We start from the raw sequence: 22,847 nt of genomic DNA on the forward strand, positions 1-22,847 counted from the left end.
TAATCAACGATAAGCAAGAAGAATCAATAGATAAACGCAGTGAGATTGTACACAGATAGTGGAGATTGCAACGAGTTTGTAGTTTCTGCTATTTTTTTGCTTGTTGTAAAATTGTAAAAAAGTTGAAAATTAAGGAGGAGAAAAAATGCCGCAAAATAAAAGAGAAAGTTTAATTTACACAGTCATGATGTGTTTTACCATGGTATTATGGATGAGTATGTACAACGTATCTCTTCATATGGGAAGTTTATCGTTGGAGACAATAAAAGAGGGATGGGTAGGGTTCCCACTGGCCTATATCGTAGCAATGTGTTGTGACTGGTTTCTTGTTTCTGGATTAGCCAAAGGATTTGCTTTCCGTTTTCTTGTAAAGCCAGAAAGTAGTACAATGCGTAAAGTGATTTGTGTTTCGTGTTGTATGGTAGTTCCAATGGTAATTCTTATGTCGCTTTACGGGGCATTGGAGGTTAGTATTACTTCAGGAGATATGACACATGTTGGAGTGATATGGCTAACAAATATTCCAAAGAACTTTGTAATGGCATTACCATTTCAGTTAATGATTGCAGGTCCACTGGTTCGTTTTGTTTTTCGTAGTGTTTTTCCGGAAGGAAAAGTGTTGGCGTAAAAATGCAAAAGAGAAAATTCGAAAGAGAATTTTCTCTTTTTTTGTTTGGATTTATTTACTTTTTTATAAAAGAAAGATATAATGTAAGAAAAATGTGCTATTTGTGTGCAATAAAAAGAAATGAGGAAAGCACATGGCGGGAACAATTAGAGAAATTGCAGAGAAGGCAGGGGTATCTCGTGGGACAGTGGATCGTGCTCTGAATCACAGAGGACGTGTCAATCCGGAAGTGGCAGAGAGAATTTGTCGTATTGCTGAAGAAATGGGATATAAATCTAATCGGAAGAAAAAAAGAATACAGAATTCCGGGCAAGGAATTCGAATCGGGATTATTACACAACTTGCAAAATCTTCTTTCATAGAACCGATTCATAAAGGGATTGCTCAAGCAAGAAAAGAGTTGGAAGATTTTGGGGCAGAAATTTTTTTGAAAGAAATCGATAGTGTTGATGAAAACGCACAGTTAAAAGCAATCGATGATCTTATTGCAAAAAATGTCAATGGGCTTGCGATTATGCCAGTTCAGTCAGCAAGAATTAGAGAAAGAATCAATCAGCTGATTGAAGAAAAACAGATTCCAGTTGTGACGTTTAATTCTGATATTGTCGGTACAAATCGTACTTGTTTTGTTGGCCTTGATAATGAACGAAGTGGAATGACAGCGGCAGGTCTTATGGGAATGCTGACGAGAGGTATTGGCAAGGTTCTTGTAATTACTGGATTTTTTACGAATAGCGTAAATAATCTCCGAGTAGATGGGTTTGTGAAAGAAATTAAACAATCCTATCCAGAGTTGGAACTTCTTGGGGTTCAAAGTAGTTTTGATGAAACAAAAGAAGTAGAAAAAATTATTGAAAATACAATAGAAATTGCACCGGATCTGGCAGGGATTTTTGTTGTATCAGGTGGACAGTCAGGTGTTTGTATGGCATTGGAAAAAATGAATCTTGTGCAGCGGCCATATGTTATTGTGTATGATGCAACACCAAAAAATGTAAAGGCTCTCAAAGAAGGAAAATATGATTTCCTTATTGATCAGGAAGGATATGAGCAGGGTTATCGTCCTCCGCACATTCTTTATAACATGATTCAAAAAGGAGAGCCAGCGCCAAGAGAATATTTTTATACGGATATTAAGATTAAAACAAAATATAATTTATAGAAAAAATGAGAACTTCAAATTCATGAGGTTCTCATTTTTTATTTATTTATAATTTTTTCTTAATTCTTTTGCTGCAGCAACAAGATTTACAAGACTCTTCTTTGTTTCTTCATTGCCTCTTGTTTTTAAACCACAGTCAGGGTTTACCCAAAGTTTTTCAGGTTCAATTTTTTGAAGTATTTTTACCAGAGCTTCTTTGATTTCTTCTGTAGAAGGAACTCTTGGAGAATGAATATCGTAAACACCAGGTCCAACTTCTGTTTTAAAATGATTTTCTTTTAAGGAATCCAGGATCAGAAGATCAGATCTGGAAGCTTCAAAGGTAATAACATCTGCATCCATGTCATCAATAGCAGGAATGATATCTGTAAATTCGCTGTAGCACATATGAGTATGGATCTGAGTTTCTGCCTTTACTTTGCTATGTACAAGACGGAAAGCAGGAATTGCCCAGTCAAGATATTCGCTATACCAGTCAGATTTACGAAGTGGTAATTTTTCACGAAGAGCAGCTTCGTCAATCTGAATTACACGAATTCCATTTGCTTCAAGATTCAATACCTCATCACGAATAGCCAGTGCAATTTGATAAGTACTTTCTTTGATAGAAATATCTTCTCTTGGGAAAGACCAGTTCAAAATAGTAACAGGTCCTGTCAACATACCTTTCATTGGACGATCTGTCAAGCTTTGTGCATAAACAGACCAATCAACGGTCATTGGTTCTGTGCGGGAAACATCACCCCAGATAATTGGTGGTTTTACGCAGCGTGTTCCATAGGATTGAACCCATGCTTTTTCTGTAAATAGATATCCATTTAATTTTTCACCGAAATATTCTACCATATCATTTCGTTCAAATTCTCCATGAACAAGAACGTCAAGATCAATTTCTTCCTGAAGAGCAACGCATTCTGCAATTTTTTCTTTATTAAACGCAATATATTCTTCTTTGGAAATATTTCCTTTTCGGAAAGCTGTTCGATTTGCACGAATATCGCTTGTCTGAGGAAAAGATCCAATGGTTGTTGTAGGGAAGAGTGGTAAATGGAAAACTTCTTTCTGAATTTTTTCGCGTTCATAAAAATCAGGAAAACGTACAAAATCATCTTCGTTAATTTCATTTACTCGTTTTTGGACTTCTGGATCATAACAATTTTCTCTATGATCAAACAAACTTTTGTTAGCTAAAAACGCAGGATGGGATTCATAAGAATCAAGCTCGCTTAATACTTTTAAATCCGCTAATTCAGTTAATTTTTCTTCTGCAAATGCAAAATGTTTTGTATAAGTATCTGCAAGTTTTGTTTCATTTTTCAGTGTATATGGAACATGCAATAAGGAACAAGATGTATTAATGACTGTATGAATACCTGCGCTCTTTAACCATGCCAGAATAGACAAGGAATCTCCGTAATGATTTCTCCATATATTTTTTCCATTGATGATACCGGCAAAGAGGATTTTGTTTTCTGGGAAATCGTTTGCTTTCAAGAGAGAAAGTGTTTCTTTTCCTTCAATAAAATCAAGACCGATTCCGTCGAAATCAAGAGAAGTAAGTTCTTGGTAAATATCACGAACATCTCCAAAGTAAGTCTGGATTAAAATTTTTACAGATCCTTTATTGGAAAGTATGGTAGTATAAAGCTGTTTAAACAGATCAATATCTTCTTTTGAAAGATCATGAACCAGATATGGTTCATCAAACTGTAACCAGAGGGCATCTGTTTTTTGCAATTTTTCAAGGACTTCTACATAAGCAGCAGCTAAATCTTGTGCAAAATCTTTTGCTTGTTTGACTCCTGTATAACGAATTAACTTTAATAAAGTAAAAGGTCCTGTAATTACAGGTTTTGTTTGGATGCCAAGGTTTAAGGCTTCTTCAAATTCATCAAAGAGTTTTGTACCAGTCAGGCGAATCGCTGTATCGTCTTCGATTTCGGGTACCATGTAATGATAATTGGTATTAAACCATTTTTTCATAGCAAGTGCACGAACATCTCTATGCTCCTTCTGATATCCTTTTGCCATGGCAAAATAAGTATCAAGTTCTGATAAGTGAAGATCTTTATAACGTTTAGGAACAATATTAAATAAAACAGCAGTATCAAGAACATTATCATAAAAAGAAAAATCATTTGATGGAATAAAATCTAAACCACTTTCTTTTAAAATGGACCATTGTGTTTTTCTAATTTCTTTTGCTGTTTCCTGTAGTTCTTCCTGTGTAAGATTTTGTTTAAAATATTTTTCAGTTGCAAATTTTAATTCTCTTAAAGTTCCCACGCGAGGATAACCAATGATTGATGTAAGCATATATATCTCCTTTTTTATTTTGCTTACTGTTATTGTATATGCACATAAAAAAAGTGTAAAATATGGAAAAAATAAAGTTCGCTATAACTATAAGTTATGGAAAACGATGTGTGTGAATTTGAGAAAGCACACAAGAAGAATAAAAATGTGCTTTTGCGTGTCAAAACACTATAAATAGTGCAAATTAAACAAAAAATCAGCAAAAAGATATGCAAATATACAAAAAGAAAAAAGATCAAAAAAAGGACTTGCACATTTTATGCGTGCGTGTTAATATAAGCACATAAAGAAAACACGCAATAATAAAAATGAAAGCACACAGAAGCACGCAAATAAAGAATAATGAGGTGAAAGTTATGAAGTATGTGGAATTTGATGAAACAAGACCTATGGATTTAATTTTACTGGGACGTGTAGCGATTGATTTTAATCCATCGGAAGAAGAACCTTTTGGACCACTTGAAAATGTAAGAACTTTTAAAAAATATGTTGGAGGATCTCCTGCAAATATCGCTGTTGGTGTTACAAGACATGGTTTGAAAGCAGGATTTCTTGGAAAAGTTTCAGATGATCAATTTGGAAAGTTTGTTGTTGATTTCTTTAAGAAAGAAGGAATTGATACAAGTCATATTACCAAGTGTACAAATGGAGAAAAACTTGGACTTACTTTCACAGAAATGTTATCAGAAAAAGAAAGCAGTATTTTAATGTATCGTAATTGTATCGCAGATTTACAATTATCTGTAGATGATATCGATGAAGATTATATCAGACAGTCAAAAGCAATTTTGATTTCAGGAACAGCACTTGCAGAAAGTCCTTCCAGAGAAGCAGCATTAAAAGCAGTTATGCTTGCAAAGAAAAATAATACAAAGATTATTTTTGATATTGATTATAGAGAATATAATTGGAAAAATACAGATGAAATTTCTATCTATTATTCCATGGTAGCAAGAGAGGCTGATATTATTATGGGATCTAGAGAAGAATTTGATTTAACAGAAAAACTGATTCAGCCAGGAAGAACAGATGAAGAAAGTGCAGCGGCATGGCAAGCATATAATGCGAAAATTGTTGTTATCAAACATGGAATGAAAGGTTCTACAGCATACACAATTGATGGACAGAATTTCTCAATTAAACCATTTCCAGTAAATGCAAGAAAAGGATTTGGAGGAGGAGATGGTTACGGATCTGCATTCCTCTATGGAATTTATCAGGGATGGGAAGTAATTGATTGCTTGGAATTTGGATCTGCAGAAGCTTCTATGATGGTACGAAGCAATTCTTGTTCAGAAGAACTTCCAAATCCGCAGCAAGTAAAAGATTTCATTAAAGAAACAAAAGAAAAATATGGTGAAATGATTGCTAGAGTTTAGATCGATTGGAGGAGAAGAAAAATGGCGAAAACAACAAGAATGACAGTTGCACAGGCAATTGTAAAATTTTTAGATAATCAGTATGTTTCCATGGATGGAGAAGAAACAAAATTTGTAGAAGGTTTCTTTACAATCTTTGGTCATGGAATTGCAGTAGGACTAGGAGAAGCATTAGATACAAATCCTGGAAATCTTCGTGTTCTTCAGGGAAGAAATGAACAAGGAATGTGTCATGTAGCAACTGCTTATGCAAAACAAAATGGAAGAAAAAAGATTATTCCTTGTGCCTCTTCTGTTGGACCTGGAGCAGCTAATATGGTAACAGCATGTGCAACAGCAACTGTAAATAATATTCCATTGTTGGTATTTCCAGCAGATACATTTGCATCCAGACAGCCAGATCCAGTACTTCAGCAGTTAGAACAAAGCAATAGTCTTTCTACAACAACAAACGATGCATTCAAACCAGTATGTAAATATTGGGATCGTATTACAAGACCGGAACATATTATGACAGCATTGATCAATGCAATGAGGGTATTAACTGATCCTGCAGAAACAGGAGCATGTTGTATTGGGCTTTGCCAAGATGTAGAAGGTGAATCTTTTGATTTTCCAGATTACTTTTTTGAAAAAAGAGTTCACAGAATTACAAGACCAGTTGCAGTAGAAGAAGAAATAGAAGATGTTGCAAAAGTTATTGCAGGGGCAAAGAAACCGCTTGTCATTGTTGGTGGAGGTGTTCGATACTCAGAAGCTGGAGAAGAAGTTGAAAAATTCTGTGAAGAATTTAAGATCCCATTTGGAGAAACACAGGGAGGAAAGAGTGCATGTAAATCAAGTCATCCATATTGTATGGGAGGAATTGGTGTTACTGGTACTTATGCATCGAATGTACTTGCAAAAGATGCAGATGTTGTTATTGCAATTGGAAGCAGAATGTCTGATTTTGCAACAGGCTCTAAGAGACAGTTTGCAAATCCAGATGTAAAATTTGTATCGATCAATAATAGTAGGTATCATGCATATAAACTGGATTCTGTAAAGGCCGTTGGAGATGCAAAAGTAACGGTAAAAGCATTAACAGAAAAATTGAAAGAAATGGGATATGTTTCTTCTTATCATGGAGAAATTGAAGAGGCTAAGGCTGTATGGGAAAAAGAAATGAAGCGCTTAGCTGAGTATAAATATGATGAAACATTTGAACCAATGATTAAAAGTCTAGATCCTAGAACGATTCCAGAATTTGTAAAACTTACAAAAGGGAAAATTACACAGACAGCAGCTCTTGCAGCAATTCGTGAAGTAATTGATGATGATGCTACGATTATTACAGCAGGAGGAAGTCTTCCAAGTTGTATGCAGCGTGTATGGACAACAGATAAGAGAGGCGGATATCATGCAGAATATGGATATTCTTGTATGGGATATGAAGTGGCAGCAGCTCTTGGCGTAAAACTTGCAGAACCTAACAATGAGGTTTATGCAGTTGTTGGAGATGCTAGTTTCCAGATGTTACATAGTGAAATTATGACAATGATGCAGGAAAAACAGAAAGCGAATATTCTTGTTTTTGATAACTGTGGATTTGGATGCATCAACAATCTTCAGATGACACATGGAATTGGATCTCTTGCTACAGAATTCCGTTATAGAGAAGGAAATAAACCTTGTGGAGATTTAATCCCGGTAGATTATGCGAAAGTAGCAGAAGGCTATGGATTAAAATCTTACACATGTAAGACGATTGATGAGTTGAAGGCAGCATTAGAAGATGCAAAGAAACAGACCGTTGCATGCCTGTTTGATTTAAAAGTTATTCCAAAAACAATGACAGATGGATATGAATCATGGTGGAATGTTGGAATTGCTACAACTTCCGAAAAAGAAAGTGTAAGAGAAGCATGCGAAGAGGTTATGCAAGGTAGAAGAGAAGCAAGAGCTTACTAGGAAAGAAGGAAGAATAGATGAGCAAAGTGTTTGGATATCCGGAATTTAATGAAAATGGAGAACAAATTTTAACAACATACGACAATGATTATAAAGCAATGCTAATGGACATTCGTGTATATCGAATGAAAGCCGGAGAAGAAAAAATTTTCCAGAAAGATGGAGAAGAAACAGCAGTTCTTTTATTAAGTGGAAGTATTGAATTTGAATTCGATGGTCAAAAAGAGAAAGCAGATCGCAAAGATGTGTTCACAGAAGGCCCATGGTGCGTACATGTCTGCACTGGCTCAAAAGTTAGTGTAAAAGCGCTGGTTAACAGCGAAATCCTTGTTCAATCCACAAAAAATAACACAAAGTTTGCATCAAAATTATATAAACCTGAAGATGCACCATGGGGATACTCCTGTGTTGGAAAATTTGGGAATGTAGCGAAACGCCGTGTGAATACAATTTTTGATCATGATATTGCACCATATTCTAATATGGTACTTGGAGAAGTATTAAATGATCGCGGAAATTGGTCTGGATATCTTCCTCACAGACATCCACAACCGGAAACTTATTATTTTAAATTTGATCATCCGGAAGGATTTGGAGCAAGTTTTGTTGGCGATCAAGTATTTAAGAGTACAGATGGAAGCTTTTCAGCAATTCCAGGAGGAGAGCTTCATCCACAGGCAGTGGCACCTGGGTATCAGATGTACACATGTTGGATGATTCGCCATTTGGATGGAAATCCATGGTTACAGACAGATCGTAATGAAGATGAAAGATATTTATGGCTTCATGATGCAGAATTCTAAAAAGAATAAAGAGATATAACCTATACCTGTAAGCTGTGCAGGTAGCACTGCATAGCTTACGATTACATACAAATTTGAACTAAAAAAACAGGAGGAAAAACGAAATGGCAAGAGAATTTATCGCCCCAGGAAATATTTTTACAGGTGCTGGTGCACTAGATATGGCGGAAGAAAAATTAAGCCAGTTAGGAAGTAAAGCTTTAATTGTTACGGATAAAGTTATGGTAGAGCTTGGAAACTGTGAAAAAGTAGAAACAGCTTTAAAAAATCAAAAGATTGATTATATTGTATATAGTGAGATTAATGGAGAACCAACCGATACAATGATTAAGAATGGATTGAGTCTTTATCAAGAAGACGGATGTGATTTCTTGATTGCATTGGGTGGAGGAAGTCCGATTGATTCTATGAAAGCGATCGCAGCTCTCGCAGCAAATGGTGGAAATATTTCTGATTATATGGGAAAAATTATTGGGGGAGATCTTCCAACAATGGTAGCAATTCCAACAACTGCGGGAACAGGTTCTGAAGCAACACAGTTTACCATTATTACAGATACAGAAAATGATGTAAAAATGTTATTAAAAGGTGCTGTATTAATGCCAGATTACGCGATCATTGATCCACAGTTTACAATGACAGCACCTCCAAAAATCACAGCTGCAACAGGATTGGATGCCCTCACCCATGCTTCTGAAGCATATACATCCAAACTTGCGCAGCCATTATCTGACACATTCGCTCTTTCTGCAATTAAAAGAATTTTTAAATATCTTCCAATTGCTTTTCATGATGGAAAAAATGTAGAAGCAAGAGAGCAGATGTCAATTGCAGCATTGGAAGCAGGAATTGCATTTAATAATGCATCTGTAACACTGGTTCATGGAATGAGTCGCCCAATAGGGGCATTATTCCATGTTGCTCATGGACTTTCCAATGCTATGCTGTTAAAACAGTGTTTTACTTATGCATTAGATGGTGCATATGATCGATTTGCTGATCTTGCAAAAGCAATTAATGTAGCATCAGATAGCGATTCTGATCAAGAAGCAAGTGAAAAATTCTTACAGGCTGTTGTTGGTATTTGTGATGAACTAGAAACACCAACATTAGAAGAATATGGAATTGATAAAGAAGAATTTTTCAATGTCATTGATAAGATGGCGGCAGATGCTATGGAAAGTGGAAGTCCATCTAATACAAGAAAAGCAATGACCGTAGAAGATGTAAAAGAAATTTATAGAAAACTATGGTAATTATAATTCCTCTTCGTCCTAACAACCAAATAATTTGATAAACTTTTTTGAAACCGTGAGACGGGATACCATCTGGCTGAAACATACAGCTGGCTGGTATCCCGTTTCTCGTAGAATAAAAAAAGAAAATCTGATAAAATAAAAAGAAGTTCACAAACAGGAGGAAATTTCATGGAAAAAAATCTTGATTTTGATAAAATTGAAAATAGAAGGAATACAAAATCACTAAAATATGATTTTGCCAAGAAAAAAGGAATGCCAGAAGATGTACTTCCTTTATGGGTAGCTGATATGGATTTTCAGACGTCTAGTTACATTAAAGAAGCATTGAATCATTATATTCAAAAAGGAATTTTTGGATATAGTGAAGTACAGACATCATATTTTGAAATTGTCAGAGATTGGATGAAGCGACATCATGAGTGGAATATTGAAGAAAAGTGGCTTGTTAAGACACCAGGGGTAGTTTTTGCACTTGCAATGGCAGTTAGAGCTTTTACAAATCCAGGAGATCATGTGATGATTCAATCACCAGTATATTATCCATTTTCTGAAGTAATTAAAAATAATGGAAGACAGGTTGTCAGTAGTGATCTTGTGCTAAAAGAAGATCATCGATATCATATAGATTTTAAAGATTTTGAAAAAAAACTCATAGAAAATGATGTGAAATTATTTCTGCTTTGTAATCCTCATAATCCGGTTGCAAGAGTATGGACAAAACAAGAGCTTGAAATGATCGGGGATCTTTGTCTGAAACATAGTGTTATGGTTGTCAGTGATGAAATTCATGCAGATTTTGTTTTTAAAGGAAAACATCAAGTATTTGCAAATATCAAAGAAGCTTATAAAAATATAACAGTCACTTGCACATCGCCAAGTAAAACGTTTAATTTGGCTGGATTGCAGATTTCTAATATTATAATTGCAGATCCTAAAATGCGCAGAGCTTTTAGAAAAGAAATACAGGCAGCCGGAGCAGGGCTTTTAAATACATGTGGATTGATCGCATGCGAAGCTGCTTATACGAAAGGTGAAGTATGGTATGAGGAAATGAAAAAGTATGTAGAAGCAAACATTCAATATACAAAGGAGTATGTACAAAAAAATCTTCCGGGAGTGACGATGATCGATCATGAAGGAACCTATCTTGTTTGGCTGGATTTTAGAAAAACTGGATTCAGCCATGAGGAGTTGGAAAAGAAGATCATTTACGAAGCTAGATTATGGTTGGATAGTGGAGCGATTTTTGGAAATTGTGGAAGAGGATTTCAGAGGATCAATGTTGCCTGTCCGAGGGCAACGTTAAAAGAAGCATTGAAAAGAATCCAAATGATCTTATAAAAAAGGAAGGAGAAATCATCCTTCCTTTTTTATTGGTTTCTTAAAAATTCGTAGTATTCACCAAGTTCTAGAACAACGTCATACAATTGTTTTTCGTTCCAGTCTTCTGAAAGAACAAAGAGTGCTTTGTGGAAAAAGAAGAAAATTTTTTCGTCAAAAGTTTCTTCTTGGCTTTGGCAAATTACATAAGAAGCCATGGTTTGGATGCCAAGCAAAATAGAAATTTTTAACCTCCGGATTTCTTTTGGGGCTTTCCATAGTCTTTTCATGTCATAATTATCAGAATTTCCACATGGTGCTGCGCAGCCTTCACACATTGGAGCAACTCTTGACTTTTCACGTTTTATTTGCAAAATAGTATTTTGCAAAGCATCTTCTGTAATATCTGGCTTTTTAGAATCTGCCAGTGCAGAAAGAATTAGGAGATCTGTTTGGCTTGTTTTTGTATGCATAGAACAAACTTTAGAAAGTCCTATTATGCAACCAAGAAGCTGATCACGTAGTGATGAAAGAGAAATCATAATTTTATATGTCCTGTTCTAATGGGAAAATGACAACAAGCATCATTTTAAATGCTTCTGGTGCGTGGACAGAATGTGGTTTTTTCGCAGGCATAACGAGTGATTCACCAGCATTTAAGAAATATTCTTTACCGTCAACAACGAATTTTCCAGTTCCTTCCATAACAGTAACCATAGCATCTCCAATGGAATCGTGGGTACCGATTTCTTCTCCTTTTGCAAATGAAAATAGAGTAACACTTACATAGTCATTTTGTGCAAGAGTTTTACTAACAACCTGACCTTCTTCTGCATGTACTTGATCAGCTAATTTTAAAATTTCTTCGTGACGAATATTTTTGATATATGGATATGTGTTCATAATAAAAACTCCCTTCATTTTTTATGTTTTTATTATAAGCAAAAGGAATAAAAAAGTCTGTTGTTTTAACAACAAAAACTTGACAAAATTCTTAATTGCATAACCATCATATGAAATTCATATGATGGCGCTTCTTTCTTTTCTAATATAAGTATGATAAAATATTCGTTAAGAAATTTTTGGGAGGCTTTATCGTGGAACAAAGCGTGAAAAACTTATTGAAATTTATCGAAGAGAGTCCAAGTTGTTTTCATGTAATTGATAACGTAAAAAAAAGATTTTTGGATCATGGGTTTATACAACTACAAGAAAAGAAACATTGGAATCTGAAAAAGGGTGAGAATTATTTTGTTATAAGAAATGGAAGTACCATTCTTGCATTTCATATGCCGGAACGTGATTTTTCTGGTTTTCATATTGTAGCAAGTCATAGTGATTCACCGACGTTTCGAATCAAGGAAGATCCAGAAATTGAGGTTGAAAAACATTATACAAAATTGAATATTGAAAAATATGGTGGGATGATTCCTGATACATGGTTTGACCGTCCTTTATCAGTTGCTGGGCGTATTATAATAGGAAGAAATGCAAAAATTGAAAGTCGTTTGTTTCATGTAGATCGTGATTTGCTTATAATTCCTAATTTGGCAATTCATATGGGAAATCGTGGACCAAGAGAAATAAATCCACAAAAAGATTTGCTTCCATTATTCGGAGGACTTTTGGAGAAGGATGCATTTACAAAAATGATTGCAAAAGAAGCAGCGATTTCGGAAGAAGAATTGTTATCATACGATTTGTTCTTGTACAATCGTATGAAAGGAACAGTTCTTGGAGAAGAAGAAGAGTTCCTCTGTGCGCCAAAACTAGATGATCTTGAATGTGTCTTTTCCTCTGTAGAAGCAATGTTAAATAGTCAGTTATCGGATGACTATGTAACGATGTGTTGCATTTTTGATAATGAAGAAGTTGGAAGTGGAACAAAACAAGGAGCAGGTTCAACATTTGTACCAGAGATTTTAAAACGTATTTGCTGTTTGTCTGGAAAAACACAAGAAGAATATTTTATGGCAGTGGCGGATAGCTTTTTAATGTCGGCAGATAATGCACATGCAGTGCATCCAAATTATGTGGAAAAGACAGATCCATCAAATCGTCCTTATATAAATGAAGGGATTGTTTTAAAATATAATGCGGCACAAAAGTATACAACGGATGCACAATCAGGTGCACTTGTAAAATACTTATGTAAGAAATATGAAATACCATACCAGGTTTTTTTCAATCGCTCTGATATGGCAGGAGGTTCTACGCTTGGAAATATTCTGACGGGGCAGGTTTCAATGAAAGCTGCAGATATCGGACTTCCACAACTTGCAATGCATTCTGCTTATGAGACTGCAGGCATTCGAGATCTTCATAGCATGATTCGTTTGTTAAAAGCGTTTTATGAACTTGGAAAGGAAGTGGAAATCTGATGGAAAAAGAACATCTACAAATGTCAGAAAGTTTTTTCCTTTCGGCAATTCTTGCAGTCGTGGGTGGCTTTTTAGATTCTTACAGTTATTTGATGCGTGGACATGTATTTGCAAATGCCCAGACAGGGAATATTGTTATGTTTGGTGTCTATATAGAAAAAAGAAATTTTGAGCAGGCGCTTTATTATCTGATTCCTATTCTCGCATTTGCACTTGGTGTTGTCCTTGTAGAATTTGTAAAAAAGTTTTATAAGGAGGAACATAGAATTCATTGGAGACAAAGAGTAGTCGTTTTGGAAGTGATTATGTTAACCATCGTTGGATTTATTCCATTTGGTAAGATGAACGTAATTGCTAATGTGTTAATTTCGTTTGTATGTGCCATGCAAGTTGAAACATTTCGAAGAGTGCATGGACATCCATTTGCGAGTACGATGTGTACTGGAAATTTAAGAAGTGGAACAGAGTCATTTTTCCAATTTTTTAAAACAGGGGATTCTTCTTATAGAAATAAGGGATTTCATTATTATGGAATCATAGCCTTTTTTGTTTGTGGTGCAGTCATTGGCGGCTTTTTAACTGGAAAGGCAGGAGAACATTCCATTTTTATCTGTAGTGTTTTGTTAGCTATTTCTGTAGTGCTAATGATCAAAGAATATAGAAATTAAAATTTACATAAATGAAAATAAATATCTTTGCATACAATAGGTACTATAAGATTGTATGTGGAGGTATTTTTTTTGAAGGTAAAATGGAAAACACTGGTGATTTGTTTGGCAATTCCTTTGATTGCAGGGACTTTATCGGGGGCACTTGCAGGAAATAGTATGGAAATTTTTGAGAATATGAAAAAACCACCATTGTCACCACCCGGATGGGTTTTTCCTGTTGTTTGGACGATTTTATATCTTTTAATGGGGATTGCTTCTTATTTAATTGCAGTATCGTCACAATCAACTCAGCGTATACAGGCCCTTCGAATATATGGATGGCAGTTATTTGTTAATTTTTTATGGCCAGTACTCTTTTTTCAGAAACAATGGTACTGGTTTTCTTTTTTCTGGCTTGTGTTATTGTGGTATCTTATTTTAACCACTATGATTCATTTTGGAAAAATTTCGAAAGATGCGGCAAAACTCATGATTCCTTATCTTTTATGGGTTACATTCGCTGGATATTTGAACTTATGGATTGCAGTTTCTTGAAAAAATTTTATTTTACGAACATTTAACAATTTTGCTGATTTTTCTATTTGGTGCTCTGATAAAATAGAAGAAAACAAGATGCCAGTAAAAAAATACAAAAGTTTGTAATAAAAGTACAGGAGAGGATCTTATGAAGAACGAATTTATTTTGCGAATAGAAACAAGATATGGAGATATGAGAACATCAGAACAGAAAGCGGCAGATTATGTAATACAAAATTTAAAGGAAGTAGCAGATATGTCCATTGGTCATCTGGCAAAAGAATGTGGAGTAAGTCAGCCGACGATTCTTCGTATGTTGCATGCCATCGGTTTTCATGGATATAAGGAATTTCGTCATGCTTTAATTAAGGAACTTGCAAGAACTCAAGATTCTAGAAATAGTGAGACATTATTATATGGTTATTCTTTAAGTAAAGAAGATCAATTAGAGGATATTCCAAAGAAGATTGTAACAACAACAGCAAAAATCATGGAAGAAAATTTAAAAAATATTTCCTTGAAAACGTATGAAAAAGTAATTGAAGTATTGAATCATGCAAGACTTATTGATATATACAGTGTGGAGAATTCCAATGTTACAGCAAAAGATCTTTTGACGAAACTTTTATATTTGGGACTGAATTGTCGTCATATGGATGATGTTTATCATCAACGAATTTGTGCTAGCAATCTTACACCACAGGATGTTGCGATTGGAATTTCCTACAGTGGATGTTCACAGGATACTGTGGAAAGCATGAAAGCAGCCAAAAAAAGTGGAGCAACAACGATCGTTATTACAAATTTTAAAGATGCGCTCATTAGCCGGTATGCAGATCTTTTGATTTGTACCAGCCAGGAACAATTATTTTATGGAGATGCTATTTTTTCAAGAACATCGCAGCTTGTACTTGTAGATATGATTTATATGGGATTGCTTGTATCTGACTATGAAAAATATTCCAAATGTTTAGATAAGAGCAGCAAAGTCATAAGAGATAAAGCATATATAGACGAACATCTGTAATTTTACTACAATTTTTCAAAGTAAAAACCATGTGAAGTTTTACGTGAACTTTACATGGTCTTTATTTTTTTATGATAGTTGAAAAAAAAAGCATATTGTTATAATGGGTCGTGTTTGAAACAGAAAAATAATTGAAAAAAGCAGGAAAAAGGAGCTTTAAAATGTTAAAACTGGAGAATATAAAGAAATCCTATGATGGAACGATAGTTCTTGATGGAATTAATCTCGATATTGAAGATGGAGAAATTGTTTCAATTCTTGGTCCATCAGGATGCGGAAAAACAACATTATTAAATTTAATTCTTGGAATTACAGAAGCAGATAGTGGAAAAATTATTTATAACGGAGAAGATATGACGAATCTTCCAATGGAAAAGAGAGGATTTAATATCGTTTTTCAGGATTATGCCTTATTTCCGAACTTGAATGTTTATAAAAATATTACATATGGATTAAGAAATAAGCCAGGAATTTCAACAAAAGAGGAAGTAGATGATTTGATTGATTTACTTGGCCTTCGGGAACACTTATCCAAAAGAATCGAGCAATTATCTGGTGGATAAAAACAACGTGTAGCACTGGCAAGAACCATGGTAATGAAACCAAAAATCCTTCTTTTAGATGAGCCATTAAGTGCGTTGGATGGGGTTATTAAAGAATCAATTAAAGATCGTATTAAGACGATAGCAAAGGAATATCATTTGACGACAATTATCGTGACACATGATCCTGAGGAAGCGCTTACTTTATCTGATCGTGTACTAATTGTTCATGAAGGAAAGATTGCACAGTTCGGTCATCCGGAAGAAATTATTCATAAGCCAAGTGATACCTTTGTAGAAAAATTTATTTTAAATCAGTTAAAGATTAAAAGAAATAATATTTATACGCTGTTTGAAGAAAATCAGACAAAGCAAAAAAAGAGCGGACAGTCAAGTATCATAGAGTATAAGAAAGGAGAGAAAAATGAAAAAGAGAAAAAACCTGGAAATTAAAATCATTTATACTGTGATCGTATTACTCTTTCTTGTATTTCTTGCAATTCCTTTTGTAAATCTTTTGAAGCAGGCATTTCTTGGAGATGGAAGTTTTACAATTGGATATTTTAAAAGTGTACTGACATGATCTGGATTTTTAAAAGCGTTAAAAAATAGTTTGATTGTTTCACTAAGCAGTGCATTGATTACAACGGTACTTGCCTTTTTGCTGGCATATACGATTCATTATGCGAATGTGTCACAGAAATGGAAGAGACTCGTTCATTGGGTAGCACTTCTTCCAATGTTGCTTCCAACAATTACTTATGGATTTGCGATTATTTATTCTTTTGGAAAACAAGGACTTTTAACTCGATTGTTTGGTCATGAATTTTATATGTATGGATACCCTGGACTAACACTTGGATATGTCATCTATACAATACCGACAGCATTTATGTTGATTTATAATACGATGAGTTATATTGATAAAAAATTTGGTGTTGTGTCTAAATTGATGGGAGACAATGCAATTGCAAATTTCTATATATCGGTTCTTCGCCCATTATGGGGGACTCTTGCAACATCTATGATTCAATCGTTCTTTTTAAGTTTTACGGACTTTGGTATTCCAGCATCGGTTGGAGGGCGTGTTGATACAATCGCAGGTATTTTGTATCAAGAAATGCTTGGAAGCATTCCAGATTTTAATCGTGGAGCTGTTGTTGCTCTTGTTATGCTAATGCCATCAGTGATTAGTATTATTATTTTGAAATGGCTGGAACGTTACAATATCCGGTACAACAAGATTTCTGCGGTGGAAATAGAAAAAAATATGATAAGAGATGGTATTTTTGGAGTACTTAGTGCTGGAATCATGCTTTGTATATTATCAATTTTTGCAGTTATCTTTGTAATACCATTTGTAAAAGAATGGCCGTATGAAGTTCGATTTAGCCTAGAACATGTAAAATCTGTAATTTCCGATCCAGATCTTTTAGGGGTTTATACAAACTCATTGTTTGTGGCAGTTGCAACAGCGGTGATTGGTGTGTTGGTAAGTTATGGGGCAGCATTAGTAACAGCAAGAAGTACTTTAAATTCAAAATTAAAGAATGTTTTGGAGGGAATTGCACTTGTGATTAATACAATTCCTGGAATGGTACTTGGTATTGCATTTTTTACCTTTACCGGAACAAGTCTTCAAAATACGTTTATAATTTTAATTATTTGTGATGTTGTCCATTATTTTTTTACACCATATCTTATGGTAAAAAATTCTCTGTCTAAGATGAATGCATCTTGGGAAACGACAGCAATGTTGATGGGGGATTCCTGGTTAAAAACGATTATTCGTGTAGTAACACCAAATGCAATAGGAACGATCATTGAAGTGTTTAGCTATTATTTTGTTAATGCAATGGTAACGATCAGTGCCGTTATTTTCTTAGCAGGTGCATATACGATGGTTATCACAACAAAGATTAAGGAACTTCAATACTACAATAAATTTAATGAAGTTTTTGTATTATCAATTTTGATTTTAGCAACCAATATCATTGCAAAGTATGTATTTCAATGGTTGGCCAACAGAAAAACACAATCTAATAAAGGAAGGAAACAAAAAAACATGAGAAAATTTGTAAAAAAAGCTGCGGTTATTTGTGTTGCAGGTCTTATGGCAGTCACGGGTATTGCTATGACAGGCTGTAGTTCTAAAAAGACAGATAATAAAGTTGTTATCTATTCTAACGCTGATGATGAAGCAGTGGATGCGATGAAAAAAACATTAGATTCTAATGGATATAAAGGAAAATATACATTCCAGACTTTTGGTACATCCGAACTCGGTGGCAAGCTGATTGCAGAAGGAAAACAATTGGAAGCAGATTTGATTACGATGAGCACGTTTTATGTAGAGAGTGCGCAGAAGAAAAACCATATGTTTAAAGATTTGACATTTCAAAGAAATCTGTTGAAAGAAAATGATTTTGCATCATATGAATCTCCAATTACGGCACAGGAGGGAACTTTAATTTTGAATACAAAAGTAATGAAACAAAATCACCTTCCAACTCCAAAGTCAATCAAAGATCTTGCGAAACCAGTTTATAAAGGATATATTTCCGTAACAGATGTAAAAGCATCTTCAACGGCATGGTTACTTATTCAGGGATTAGTATCACAATATGGAGAAAAAGGAGCACAAAATATTTTAAAAGATATCTATAAAAATGCAGGCGATCATATTGAAGATTCTGGGTCAGGGCCGATCAAAAAAGTGAGAGCTGGAGAAGTTGCCATTGGATTTGGTTTAAGACAACAGGCAGTTGCAGATAAAAAGAATGGGCTTCCAATTGATTATATTGATCCAACAGAAGGAAACTTTACTTTGACAGAGTCCGTAGCTGTATTAAATAAAAATGATAATAAGAGTAAACTTGCAATGAAAATGGCAGAATGCATTGTTAAAAAAGGAAGATCTGAAATAATCAAGAATTATCCAGTGCCTCTTTATAAAGGAGAGAAAGAAGCAAAAGATCAGATATCAGGAAATCCAAAAACATATAAAGAAAAATTGACATTGGATTTATTAAAGAAACATCAAGAATTATCAGAGAAAGCGATGGGAAAATAAAACGATGAAAAAATATAAATTATTAACACCAGGACCACTGACAACAACAGATACAGTAAAGAAAGAAATGTTATTTGATCATTGTACATGGGATGATGATTATAAAAAGATTACACAAGAAATAAGGAATGGGCTTTTAGAGCTTGCTCATGCCAATAAAGAGGACTACACAGTAATTTTAATGCAGGGAAGTGGGACGTTTGGAGTAGAATCTGTTCTTACAAGTGCGGTTGGAAAAAATGATAAACTTTTGATTGTTGCAAATGGAGCATATGGAGAACAGATGGAAGATATTGCAAAACATGCTGGAATTTCTTATTGTATTTATCATCAGGATTATGATAAAGTGCCAGATGCCGAGGAAGTAAAGCGTATTTTGGAAGAGGATAATGCGATTACTCATGTTTCTATGGTACATAGTGAGACGACTTCTGGTATTTTAAATGATATTGAAAGTGTTATAAAAGTTGTAAAGGGAAAAAATAAAACAATGATCATCGATGCTATGAGTAGTTTTGCAGGAGTTGACATTCCGGTGCAAGACCTTGGAATTGATTTTCTAATTAGTAGTGCGAATAAATGTATACAGGGAGTTCCAGGATTTGCTTTTATTATAGCAAAAATGGAGGCATTAAAGAAGACGAAAGGACAGGCAAGAAGCTTGGCACTTGATCTTTACGATCAGTGGGAAACAATGAAGAAAGACGGAAAGTGGAGATTTACTTCCCCAACACATACCGTTCTTGCTTTTGCACAGGCAATGAAGGAATTAGAAGAAGAGGGCGGTATTGCGGCAAGATCAAAACGTTATTATCAAAATAATCGTGAAATTATTCGTAAATTTAAAGAAATGGGATTAAAAACTTATATTGATGAAGAACACCAAGGACCGATTATTACAACTTTTTATTTTCCAGAAGATGCAAATTTTGATTTTAAAGAAATGTATGCATATATCAAAGACAGAGGCTATGCAATCTATCCTGGAAAAGTAACAGAAGCTGAAACATTTCGTATTGGAAATATTGGAGAAATTTATCATGAAGATGTGGAAGCTCTTTGTAACATTATGAAAGAATTTCTGGAGGAGAAAAAACATGGATAAGAAAACAGAAGCAGTTATTTTTGACTGGGCAGGAACAACGGTTGATTATGGATGTTTTGCACCTGTGCAGGCATTTACGGAAGTATTTAAAGAGTTTGGAATAGAACCAACGATAGAAGAAGTAAGAAAACCGATGGGAATGTTAAAGATTGATCATATTCGAACCATGCTTTCTATGGAGAGAATTCAAAATTTATGGAGAGAAAAATATGGGAAACCTTCTACAGAAGAAGATGTACAGAAGATGTATACAATTTATGAAAAAATGCTTCTTAGTGTATTGGATCAATTTGCAGAGGTAAAACCAAAAGTAATCGAGACCATGGAATCTTTAAGGAAACATGGAATAAAAATTGGTTCTACAACTGGTTATACAGATAAGATGATGGAAATTGTAACAAAAAAAGCAAAAGAAAATGGATATGAGCCTGATGCATGGTTTAGTCCGGATGCTGTTCATCAAAAAGGTCGTCCATATCCATATATGATATTTAAAAATATGGAAACCTTGGAAGTAACATCGGTAGAACATGTTATCAAAGTTGGTGACACGATTTCTGATATAAAAGAAGGAAAGAATGCAGGAGTTCTTTCTGTTGCAGTTTTGGAAGGAAGTTCTGAGATGGGGCTATCACAAAAAGAATATGAAGCACTGTCAGAAGAGGAAAAACAAGATCTTTGTGAAAAAACAAAGCAGAACTTTCTGGAAGCAGGAGCGGATTATGTTATCCGCGATATGTCAGACCTTTTAGGTATTGTTTCATTATAAATAAAAACACACTGGAATTTCGGAAACAATGAAATTCCAGTGCGTTTTTTTGTACAGAAAATGAAAAAGTTCTTTCTAATGAAAAATCAGATTTTTCCAAAGACCTGCTCTACCAGACGACAATACTCTGCATATTCATTGAATTCGTTTAATTCACGAAATCCTTCAATCATGCCTTTGTAATACCAGCCTTGTGTGTCTTTGTCCTTCATATTAAATCTCTGCCATAATTCTTCTCCGAGAATTTTGTAATCTCTTGCAATAGAACGAATATTTGCAAGTTTATCTCCAAGTGCGAGAATTTTTGCTTCTCTGGAAGCTTCGTTTTTCAGAAATTCAATGGTTCGTCCTTTTCGTTCTTTCCATGTCTTACTTTTATCTTCACTTTCTTTGCCTACATGGGCAGCAATAATGTCACCAAACTCTTTGCGAATATCTTCTATAGAGATATCTTCACAGTCTTCAACAACATCGTGGAGAACTGCTGCACATAACATATTTTCGTCAAGAGTCATAGCAGATACGATAGCCGCAACTTCCATCGGATGAATAATGAAGGGAAGATTTGTGCCTTTTCTTTTCTGTCCATTGTGTGCTTTTGTTGCGTAAATGACGGCTTTTTCAAACATGTGAGATGCTCCTTTGGTTGGTAGTTTTCTTCGTCTAACCCAATGATAAATGATTTTTTTCTACGATTCAATAGAATTTTGCGTACTTTTTTCCGAAATTTATGGAAGATTGTAGAAAAAACACTTTTTTGCTTTAAAGTGTGATAGTATTGACTTTTTACAAAACCAACGGTAAAATAATAGCAAGAATCAAAGGAGATAAAAGAAAAATGAGAGATACTAATTTTACCATTGGATTTATCGGACTTGGATTAATTGGAGGATCTATTGCAAAAACAATACGAAGAGTATTTCCCAATTACCATCTGATCGGATTTGATGAGGAAAAGGATACACTAAAAGAAGCATTGGATGATGGAATTATTGATGAGATAGCTACAGACTGTGGAGTAGATTTTGCAGACTGCAACTATATTTTTTTATGTGCTCCGGTACAATATAATGTACAATATCTTTCTGTATTGAAAAAATCCATTGGAAAACATTGTATTCTTACGGATGTTGGGAGTGTAAAAGGTGAAATTCATAAAGAAGTAGAAACACTTGGAATGGAAGAGTGTTTTATTGGAGGACATCCGATGGTAGGGTCTGAGAAGGCTGGTTTTTCTTTTAGTTCCGATCGTCTAGTAGAAAATGCCTACTATTTTATTACACCGACAAAAAAGGTAAGTGAGGAAAAAGTAAAAGAGTTTACGAATTTTATAGAAGAACTTGGTGCACTGACGATCCTTCTAGATTACCAGAAACATGATGCTTATACAGCTGCTATCAGTCATGTTCCGCATATTATCGCATCAGAACTTGTACATCTTGTAAAAAATATGGATACTGATAATGGAATTTTAAAACAGCTGGCAGCTGGTGGATTTAAGGATATTACAAGAATTGCATCTTCTTCACCGGTTGTATGGGAACAAATTTCATTATCAAATCGAGAAAATATTAAAGAGCTGTTAAAACAGGCGAAAAATCAGCTGGATCATGTTATTCTTGCGCTGGATGCACAGGACCATACATATTTAAATAACTATTTTAAAGAAGCAGGAAAGTATCGAGATTCTGTACCAGATATTGCAATGGGACTTATGGAAAAATCTTATGAAATTTTTGTCGATATTCCAGATGAACCTGGAACAATTGCAACGACAACAACATTACTTGCACTAAATCAAGTTAGTATTAAGAATATCGGTATCATTCATAATCGCGAATTTGAAGAAGGTGTTCTGAAAATAATGTTGTATGATGAAGCGTCTGCAAATCGGGCAAAAGAAGTATTAAGAGATAAAAATTACATAGTATATGAGAGGAAATAAT

Annotated in this window: 18 protein-coding genes and 2 pseudogenes; 16 read left to right on the top strand and 4 right to left on the bottom strand. The window is 34.5% G+C overall.

The window, feature by feature from the left end:
• The first annotated feature begins 145 nt into the window (after positions 1-145).
• Together KQI71_RS08585 and KQI71_RS08590 are read left to right on the top strand one after the other, a co-directional pair.
• Complete coding sequence (locus tag KQI71_RS08585) at positions 146-628, top strand: DUF2798 domain-containing protein (RefSeq protein WP_216435500.1); 483 nt, start codon at positions 146-148, stop codon at positions 626-628.
• A gap of 133 nt (positions 629-761) precedes the next feature.
• On the top strand, positions 762-1,790 hold the full coding sequence (locus KQI71_RS08590) for a LacI family DNA-binding transcriptional regulator (protein WP_216435501.1): 1,029 nt from the start codon (positions 762-764) through the stop codon (positions 1,788-1,790).
• A gap of 42 nt (positions 1,791-1,832) precedes the next feature.
• Here the strand turns inward: KQI71_RS08590 and metE are convergent, their stop codons facing one another.
• Positions 1,833-4,106, bottom strand: coding sequence for a 5-methyltetrahydropteroyltriglutamate--homocysteine S-methyltransferase (gene metE, locus KQI71_RS08595; protein WP_216435502.1), 2,274 nt, complete (start codon positions 4,104-4,106; stop codon positions 1,833-1,835).
• Positions 4,107-4,462: 356 nt separating this feature from the next.
• Here metE and iolC point away from each other — a divergent pair, with 356 nt between their 5' ends.
• The 5 genes from iolC (at position 4,463) to KQI71_RS08620 (ending at position 10,838) form a co-directional block, all read left to right on the top strand.
• A complete protein-coding gene (gene iolC / locus KQI71_RS08600; RefSeq protein ID WP_216435503.1) occupies positions 4,463-5,485 on the top strand; it encodes a 5-dehydro-2-deoxygluconokinase in 1,023 nt (340 codons plus the stop codon).
• A gap of 21 nt (positions 5,486-5,506) precedes the next feature.
• Positions 5,507-7,435 (top strand): 3D-(3,5/4)-trihydroxycyclohexane-1,2-dione acylhydrolase (decyclizing), encoded by a 1,929-nt coding sequence (gene iolD, locus KQI71_RS08605; RefSeq protein ID WP_216435504.1) that lies wholly within the window; start codon positions 5,507-5,509, stop codon positions 7,433-7,435.
• Positions 7,436-7,452: 17 nt separating this feature from the next.
• Complete coding sequence (locus KQI71_RS08610; RefSeq protein WP_216435505.1) at positions 7,453-8,238, top strand: 5-deoxy-glucuronate isomerase; 786 nt, start codon at positions 7,453-7,455, stop codon at positions 8,236-8,238.
• A 104-nt stretch (positions 8,239-8,342) separates the two neighbouring features.
• On the top strand, positions 8,343-9,494 hold the full coding sequence (locus KQI71_RS08615) for an iron-containing alcohol dehydrogenase (protein WP_216435506.1): 1,152 nt from the start codon (positions 8,343-8,345) through the stop codon (positions 9,492-9,494).
• A 171-nt stretch (positions 9,495-9,665) separates the two neighbouring features.
• Positions 9,666-10,838, top strand: a complete 1,173-nt coding sequence (locus tag KQI71_RS08620; protein WP_216435507.1) for a MalY/PatB family protein — start codon at positions 9,666-9,668, stop codon at positions 10,836-10,838.
• A 29-nt stretch (positions 10,839-10,867) separates the two neighbouring features.
• On the opposite strand, the gene KQI71_RS08625 is transcribed toward KQI71_RS08620, so the two are convergent.
• Positions 10,868-11,359: a hypothetical protein gene (locus tag KQI71_RS08625; RefSeq protein ID WP_216435508.1), complete on the bottom strand. Its 492-nt coding sequence runs from the start codon at positions 11,357-11,359 to the stop codon at positions 10,868-10,870.
• A 4-nt stretch (positions 11,360-11,363) separates the two neighbouring features.
• Positions 11,364-11,720: a cupin domain-containing protein gene (locus KQI71_RS08630; protein WP_216435509.1), complete on the bottom strand. Its 357-nt coding sequence runs from the start codon at positions 11,718-11,720 to the stop codon at positions 11,364-11,366.
• A gap of 194 nt (positions 11,721-11,914) precedes the next feature.
• Between KQI71_RS08630 and KQI71_RS08635 the strand changes: the two genes are divergently transcribed.
• The 8 genes and pseudogenes from KQI71_RS08635 to phnX all read left to right on the top strand — a co-directional run bounded on the left by KQI71_RS08635 (position 11,915) and on the right by phnX (position 20,901).
• On the top strand, positions 11,915-13,198 hold the full coding sequence (locus KQI71_RS08635) for a M18 family aminopeptidase (protein ID WP_216435510.1): 1,284 nt from the start codon (positions 11,915-11,917) through the stop codon (positions 13,196-13,198).
• Positions 13,198-13,866 carry a YoaK family protein gene (locus tag KQI71_RS08640; protein ID WP_216435511.1) on the top strand — a complete coding sequence of 223 codons (669 nt, stop codon included), beginning with the start codon at positions 13,198-13,200 and terminating at the stop codon, positions 13,864-13,866. The genes KQI71_RS08635 and KQI71_RS08640 overlap by 1 nt, the downstream gene beginning before the upstream one ends.
• A gap of 72 nt (positions 13,867-13,938) precedes the next feature.
• On the top strand, positions 13,939-14,403 hold the full coding sequence (locus KQI71_RS08645) for a TspO/MBR family protein (protein ID WP_216435512.1): 465 nt from the start codon (positions 13,939-13,941) through the stop codon (positions 14,401-14,403).
• A gap of 130 nt (positions 14,404-14,533) precedes the next feature.
• The gene (locus KQI71_RS08650) at positions 14,534-15,412 is read left to right on the top strand and encodes a MurR/RpiR family transcriptional regulator (RefSeq protein WP_216435513.1); all 879 of its coding nucleotides are present in this window, start codon (positions 14,534-14,536) and stop codon (positions 15,410-15,412) included.
• Between the two features lie 161 nt (positions 15,413-15,573).
• Positions 15,574-16,407: pseudogene (locus KQI71_RS13000) on the top strand (ABC transporter ATP-binding protein).
• Positions 16,379-19,027 (top strand): annotated as a pseudogene (locus KQI71_RS08660) (extracellular solute-binding protein). Before KQI71_RS13000 ends, KQI71_RS08660 begins: the two co-directional pseudogenes overlap by 29 nt.
• A 4-nt stretch (positions 19,028-19,031) precedes the next feature.
• Positions 19,032-20,132, top strand: a complete 1,101-nt coding sequence (gene phnW / locus KQI71_RS08665) for a 2-aminoethylphosphonate--pyruvate transaminase (RefSeq protein WP_216435514.1) — start codon at positions 19,032-19,034, stop codon at positions 20,130-20,132.
• Positions 20,125-20,901, top strand: a complete 777-nt coding sequence (gene phnX, locus KQI71_RS08670) for a phosphonoacetaldehyde hydrolase (protein WP_216435515.1) — start codon at positions 20,125-20,127, stop codon at positions 20,899-20,901. The genes phnW and phnX overlap by 8 nt, the downstream gene beginning before the upstream one ends.
• Positions 20,902-20,987: 86 nt before the next feature.
• On the opposite strand, the gene KQI71_RS08675 is transcribed toward phnX, so the two are convergent.
• Positions 20,988-21,530 (bottom strand): HD domain-containing protein, encoded by a 543-nt coding sequence (locus KQI71_RS08675; protein WP_216435516.1) that lies wholly within the window; start codon positions 21,528-21,530, stop codon positions 20,988-20,990.
• Positions 21,531-21,739: 209 nt separating this feature from the next.
• Between KQI71_RS08675 and KQI71_RS08680 the strand changes: the two genes are divergently transcribed.
• The gene (locus tag KQI71_RS08680) at positions 21,740-22,846 is read left to right on the top strand and encodes a prephenate dehydrogenase (protein WP_216435517.1); all 1,107 of its coding nucleotides are present in this window, start codon (positions 21,740-21,742) and stop codon (positions 22,844-22,846) included.
• Position 22,847: the final 1 nt, after the last annotated feature.

The organism is Anaerostipes sp. MSJ-23 (assembly GCF_018918155.1).
Lineage (GTDB): Bacteria > Bacillota > Clostridia > Lachnospirales > Lachnospiraceae > Anaerostipes.